Origin of the sequence: Paenibacillus nicotianae (genome assembly GCF_042681745.1) — a bacterium.
Lineage (GTDB): Bacteria > Bacillota > Bacilli > Paenibacillales > Paenibacillaceae > Saccharibacillus > Saccharibacillus nicotianae.
The window spans coordinates 2,944,214-2,951,211 of sequence record NZ_JBHUGF010000010.1 but is presented as its reverse complement, the minus strand read 5'-3'; the positions used below and the strand labels follow the sequence as shown (position 1 = coordinate 2,951,211).

At 38.1% G+C, this 6,998-nt stretch carries 3 protein-coding genes; all 3 read left to right on the top strand.

The window, feature by feature from the left end; translation table 11 throughout:
• Nucleotides 1-2,297, top strand: a 2,297-nt coding sequence (locus tag ACFSGI_RS17170; protein ID WP_379283759.1) for an S-layer homology domain-containing protein, incomplete at its 5' end; no start/stop codon positions are given.
• 186 nt (nucleotides 2,298-2,483) lie between these two features.
• Complete coding sequence (locus ACFSGI_RS17165; protein ID WP_204825407.1) at nucleotides 2,484-3,401, top strand: PD-(D/E)XK nuclease family protein; 918 nt, start codon at nucleotides 2,484-2,486, stop codon at nucleotides 3,399-3,401.
• A gap of 30 nt (nucleotides 3,402-3,431) precedes the next feature.
• Nucleotides 3,432-6,941: a PAS domain S-box protein gene (locus ACFSGI_RS17160; RefSeq protein WP_204825406.1), complete on the top strand. Its 3,510-nt coding sequence runs from the start codon at nucleotides 3,432-3,434 to the stop codon at nucleotides 6,939-6,941.
• The last annotated feature ends 57 nt before the right edge of the window (nucleotides 6,942-6,998 follow it).

Genomic DNA, 6,998 nt, shown 5'->3' with positions numbered 1-6,998 from the left:
CAAAAGCAAGCTATACCACCACGTATCCAGAGCAACAAGGAGAACCGGTGAAGTTAAAACTGTTCTTTCATGAAGATGTACATGTAGGAAAGTATGGAAGTGTGATTATTCGGAATGTAACCGATAATAATCCTGTGCTGACGATGTATGCTTCGGGTGGACATTTTAATGCCAGCAGTGGATCGTTGTATTTGAATCAATCCGGTAATACGTTTTACTTTGAAGCGTACGGATTGAATAGTGGGATAGAATATTATGTGGATATCCAATCGGGTACATTTGTAGATCAAGCAGGAAATGGATTTGAAGGATTTCCTCCCAATGTGAAAGAATGGACATTCCAAACCGTGGATCATGCTCCTATGCTTCAGTATTATGGACAAACCGGAGAGATTGATACGTTAACACCTAAATTAAATTTAGTATTTAGCGAGCCGGTTGAAGTCAATCGAGGAAGTATTGATATTTACCGAAATAGCGATGATACGTTAGTTGAAAGACTGAATATTACAAGTGGAAAAGGCATCGATGCTCCTTATGAGACATATAGTGGAGGAATAGTCTGGAATATTCAAACTTCTCAATACTTAGACGACCAGACCGATTACTATGTATCGATCACACCGGGTGCATTTAAAGATAAAACAGGTCATAATTTTTCAGGATTGACGGGTAAAGACTGGATTTTCCGTACACCGGATCGCACTGCTCCTGAAGCTAACTTTTCTACTAATTATAATAGTGGTATAGGCGCACCTATTTGGATTGGTCTAGAATTTAATGAAAAAGTTCGTCCATCTACAGGTAATATTATTATTCGTAATGAAGCTACTGGTGAGAAAGAAATGGTTATTCACACTTCAAGCGGATATTTTTATAATGAAGTCGAAGAACGTGTATTCTCTTATGAGGATAACAATGGATTCTATTTACAAACACAAGGATTAAACAGTGGAGCGACTTATTATGTTGATATGTCGTCAGGTATGTTTGTAGATACCGCAGGTAATGTATCTGAGGCTGTCTATAATAGTGATGATTGGAGTTTTACAATATCTAATTATGCTAAAGGCGATATCGTATCTGTATCCTATGGCATATTAGAAAATCAATTAATTCGCAATTTACCATTTCAACTTAAAGCTGGAGAACTTTTACGTGGATTAACACTTACACCTAATGCTTATGCACTGGTATATAATTCTAATGGATCGCCTGTGAATTCAGCGACTTTGATTACTACAGGTATGCAAGTGAAAGTATGGTCTACAAATGGAACAAGTAAATTATATTCGCTAGAAGTAGAGAAATCGACTTCTAAAAAATCCGACTCAGACAAAAAAACAGGCAACAACCAACCAAGTACACCGGTTAGCTTTGCGCCTACAAATCCAGTACCATCAACACCTGTACCGACAGCAACAGGCGGTAATGGAGGAGCGCAACCACAGGCTACGCCAGATAACTCGTCTAATAATGGCAAGCCATCTATTCCAAGTACGGCGAATCCATCGTCTGGAAATGAAGTACCTGTGATTACATCGAATCCAAATGTGCTGGTTATTGTAGCACCGGTACAAGCTACGGCAGATACAGTAAGCTTGCAAGCGAATAGCCCGGCCACCAATGCACTTGTCTATTACTATGATAACAACTGGGATAAATGGATTGCTGTACCGACAACACGCGACAATAATAATTTGAAAGCAATTGTACCACAGGGCGCATGGACTTCAGTGATAGCTAATTCTAATATTGCTCAACCTCAAGATACGATAAATAGTTGGGCGAATAAAGATATTTTGAAATTAATGAGTTTAAATATTGTACAAGGTGATACAGCAGGTAGCTATAATCCACAACAAGCTGTGAATCGTTATGAAATGGCAGTAATGCTTGCCAAAGTGTTACGCTTGGATATCCCAACCGTATCTAGTGCTTCTATACCTACAGATAATGCAATGCCAGCATGGGCGGAACCATATGTCAAAGCAGTATCTGAACAAGGTATTATGGTAGGAGACAATAATGGATTTAACGGAACGCGTTCGATTACCCGTGAACAATTAGCAACAATGATCGGTAGAATGTTACCGGAGTCTACTTTATCTTCTACAACATCTGTTACTTATAAAGATGCCAAAAAAGTGTCTTCTTGGGCAACGCAAGGGGTTGGAAAAGTAAATGAACTGGGATTGATGAGTGGTTATCCAGATCAGACTTTCCGTCCTAATCAAGAAGTCACTCGAGAAGAAATGGCTGCTGTGTTATCCAAATTGGTTGATATTTTAAAATAGACAACTCTTTTACAAGTGATAAAAATCTGTAGTGCCTAAAGGTACTACAGATTTTTTTATATACAGAAATACTTTCTTATCGTTACGAATAAAATAGATCAAATTGCATCGTTATTGACGTATATTTGGTATAATTTAAACTATCACGACAATCTATAGTTTGAAGTCACAGAAAGGCTGTTTAGCATGGCAAAATACCCGCAATGGTCTTATTCTCAATCTCGAGCCAATATGTTCGATGAATGTTTACGCAAATATTATTTTCATTACTATGCTGCTCATAACGGATGGAGTGAAAAGCTAGGTTCAGACGAGCAAATACACGCTTACCGTTTAAAGCAGTTACGTAATTTTTATTTGTTGTTTGGTGATCTGGCTCACCGGATGTGTGAATCTGCTCTCCGGCAATGGGAACAATCCCAAACAGCTCCAAGACAAGCCTTTTTGTTAGAACAAATGCGCAAGTTACTCAATGAAGCGTATATTCAATCTCAAGATGTAGAAGCTTGGATGCACAATCCCAAAAACCATACCATGCTTTCTGAAATCTACTATGGTGATGATACACTAAATAGCCGAATTGCTACGATTAAGCAGCGGCAAGAAGAGTGTATTCAGCATTTATATGATACCCTCACATGGAAAGAAGTCACCCGGCGTGATATGACTATTTTAGAAATAGAAAAATGGGATACGATGATATTGTTTGACACCAAAGTCTATGTGAAAATGGATTTATTGTACCGCAAACCAGATGGTACAGTGGTCATTGTTGATTGGAAAACAGGACGAGAAGATGACTTTTCGGATCAGTTGTATCTATATGCTTCTTATGTACAAGAAAAATATAATATGCCGCTTGATAAAATCCAGATTCGTGTTGAATATCTGGTAACAGGCGAACATAAAGAGTACCGAATCACTACAGAAGATATTAGTAAAGTGGAACAAAGTATTGGTCGATATATTGAAGAGATGAAGTCGTGTTTAGATGATGATTACTACAATCGTCCCAAACCGGAATCCTTTTTTACCCCGATGCCTTCACAACGTAAATGCAAAGACTGCAATTTTCGTGAAATATGCGAATTTAGAGCAGTATGAATCTATAGACGATTAAAGGAGGATGGGTTTGTGGTTAATGCTTCTCTCCCAGAAGAATCGATACTGGCACATATGTATGCAAATATTCCCGAGGGTATTGCTATATTTTCTGCTCAAGGGACATGCATACAAGCCAATCCTGCATTGTGCAAAATATTAAAGTACGAAGAATTTGAACTACGAAATGTATTGACGACATGGAATGTACTGGAAGAATGGCTACCCCAACAAACAAACAGTACACCAGAAAAAGCAGAAAGACGCTGGATGAATGCAGATTACGTACCTGTTTGGTTGTCGATACAAGTTTCTTATATTTTTGCTAATGATACATCCGAATTACAATACGTAATAATGTATATCACTGTAGTTAAAGATCGAGGAGCAGAAGATTTACATTCGATGATTGTACGTAATTCTTCAAATATTATTTCTGTGAGTGGGCCTGATGGGACTATCCAGTATGTCTCTCCGTCAGTCAAAAAGATTTTGGGATATGAGCCTTCTGAAATGTTATCTAAAATGCGAATGGAATATTATCATGAAGAAGATGCTCAAGAGATGTATCAACCGGGCAGTATGTATGCCGATGATAAAACGTTTATTCGACGTGTCAAACATAAAGAAGGTCATTATATATGGTTAGAGATTTTCACACAGCTCATGCGTGATGATCTAGGTAAAGTAGAGAAGGTACTGGCTATTGCTCAGGATGTTACCAAGCAAAAATCAGAAGAAGATATTATTGCTCATGCGCATCGTATGGCTTTGTTAGGTGCGTGGAATTGGGATTTGCAACAAAACACGATTTACTTCTCCAAAGATATCCGGCGTATGTATGAAAAAAGTATGCTATTGGTCGAGCACAATCTAGATTCATATCTGGCTGTAGTTCATCCTGATGATGTAGAGCAAGTAAAACGTTGTATTGAAAAAGCGATCCATGAGAAAACAAGTGAAGAAGCAAGATACCGGATTATATTACCGGGAAATGTACAGAAAGTGATTCATGGATACTGGGAAGCGATTGTAGACAAAGAAACCAAAAAATCTTTGCAGTTAATAGGTCTTGCTCAAGATATTACAGAACATTATCTGATCAGTGAACAGTTGCGCGAAAGCGAACAGAACTACCGTATGATTACAGAACATTCTTTAGATATGATTTCCCGACATGCGGATGATGAATATTCTACATTTTTGTATGTCTCTCCTGCCTGTCAGCTTATTCTGGGATATGAAGCAGCACAATTGATCGGAAGCCCCGGATACAGCCATATTCATAAAGAAGATTTACCGCTATTTAGTCACTTTCTAAAAGGCGTACGTGAACACAAAAATGTGAAAGAAACTGTTGTTTTTCGTTGTCGTCATCAGAAAGGGCATTATGTCTGGTTAGAAACAACAAGCCGTTATATGTACAATCAGGAAACCAATGCGTATAGTTATACCGCCGTATCAAGAGATATTACCGAACGCAAGCATTTAGAAATGGTGCTACAAGATAATGAACATCGATATCGCTCTTTATTTGAAAATAACCCTTCTGGCGTATGTGCTGTTGATTTGAAAGGGAATTTTATCTCTGTAAATAGTAGTCTGGAAGAGATTACAGGATATTCACGTTATGATTTGATTAATCAGTCGATCTTGTCTTTATTTGAAGAAAATCAGATGGATCGAATTATTCATCATGGCAAGCTAGCCAAGCAGGGAATCCCGCAGACGTATGAACTCAATGTATATCGTCAAGACGGTTCATTATTTCCAGCGAATATTACCAATGTACCGATTGTAGCAAATGGTGAAGTCATTGGATTGTATGGAATTGTTACAGAAATCACAGAATTAAAGCAATATATTCATCAGGTGGAGCGTCTCAGTAATGAGCACTCATTGATTTTAAATGCAGTTTCTGAAGGTATTTTTAGTATCGATAGTGAAGGCAAAGGTGTGTTTATTAATCATGCCGGTGCGATGATGTTAGGTCTGGATATTGAAGAAGATGTGTTAGAATTTGCTCGTTCTAACCAAATACGCAATTGGGGCGTTCAAGATGATGATATACTTGGCGAGAATTCTTCGATTATTCAAGCTATCCGCCAAGGCAAGCCCAATCAAGAAGAAGAGACCGTATTTTGGAAAAAAGATGGTTCTAGCTTTATTGCCGCTTATCAGGTAACGCCTGTTGTTGATCATGGAGAACAACGCGGAGCGGTGATTGTATTTCGAGATATTACCGGAGAAAAAGAGATTATTCGAGCAAAAGAATCAGCAGAACGTGCAGACCGAGCCAAATCTGAATTTTTGTCTGTGATGAGCCATGAATTGCGAACACCGATGAATGGGATTATTGGAATGAGCGGGTTGCTTGCTGATACTGAATTGGATGAACAGCAACAAGGATATCTGGATATCGTATGTAATAGTAGCGAAACATTACTTCATTTGCTAAATGAAATTCTTGATTTTAGTAAGGTAGAAGCGGGGAAAATGACACTGAATGCAGAGCCGTTTAACCTGCGAGCCATTTTGGATAATGTGAAAGAACTGTTTGCTTTTAAAGCGCAGGAAAAGCAATTAGACTTCATTTTCAAAATAGAGGAATCTATTCCGCAATGGTTTGTAGGCGATGCGGGGCGTATCCGTCAAGTGCTTGTGAATCTGGTAGGAAATGCTATTAAATTTACAGATGCCGGTTCTGTTACTGTACAGGTTCGTCCGTTAGAACGGGAAGAAGGACAATCGGCTACTGGTGAAGATATATGGCTGGAATTTTTGGTCAAAGACACAGGGATTGGTATTCCTGTTCATCAACAATCCCAGTTATTTCAACCTTTTTCCCAATTACATCCTGTATTAAATCGCAAATATGGTGGTACTGGACTGGGATTATCGATTTGTAAAAAGGTAGTCGAATTAATGGGTGGAAGTATTGATGTCACTAGCGATGAGAATAGCGGTGCTCAATTTTATTTTGTTTTGAAATTAGAAGTGTCTGCCGAATTGAATGATCTACCGGGCATGTCTTCAGAAATCGAAAATAGGACTCATCCTATCCAGAGAATAGAACCTGTAGTGGTTGTTCAAGATTATTATCCTATGCGTATTCTGGTTGCTGAAGATTATGTTGCTAATCAAAAAGTATTGTTAGCGATGTTACACAAATATGGATATGATCCTGATCTGGTTACCGATGGACAACAGGCTATACAACAAGCGACAGAACATCGATATGATCTTATTTTTATGGATGTACAGATGCCGATTATCAACGGAATTGAAGCGACTCAACATATTCATCAACATTACGTGAATGAAGAGATGCCGATTATTATTGGTGTGACTGCTTTTGCTAGAAAAGAAGATCGAGAACGTTGTTTGACCGCAGGTATGCACGATTTTATCAGCAAGCCTGTCATCAATACTGATCTTCAACGAGTGCTTGCTTATTGGAGCAGTCATATCTATCATCGTGCTCATCATTCTTCTTCGCTAACAGAGTCTAATCACCTGTTAGAAAAAGGTCGTCAAGAATAAATAGTATCTATTATAAAATATAAAAGTATAAAAATATAAAAGTATAAAAATATAAAA

What these genes read in the sequence shown, in the direction of transcription:
- ACFSGI_RS17165 (WP_204825407.1), top strand. Translation starts at nt 2,484, where the DNA reads ATGGCAAAATACCCGCAATGGTCTTATTCTCAATCTCGAGCCAATATG.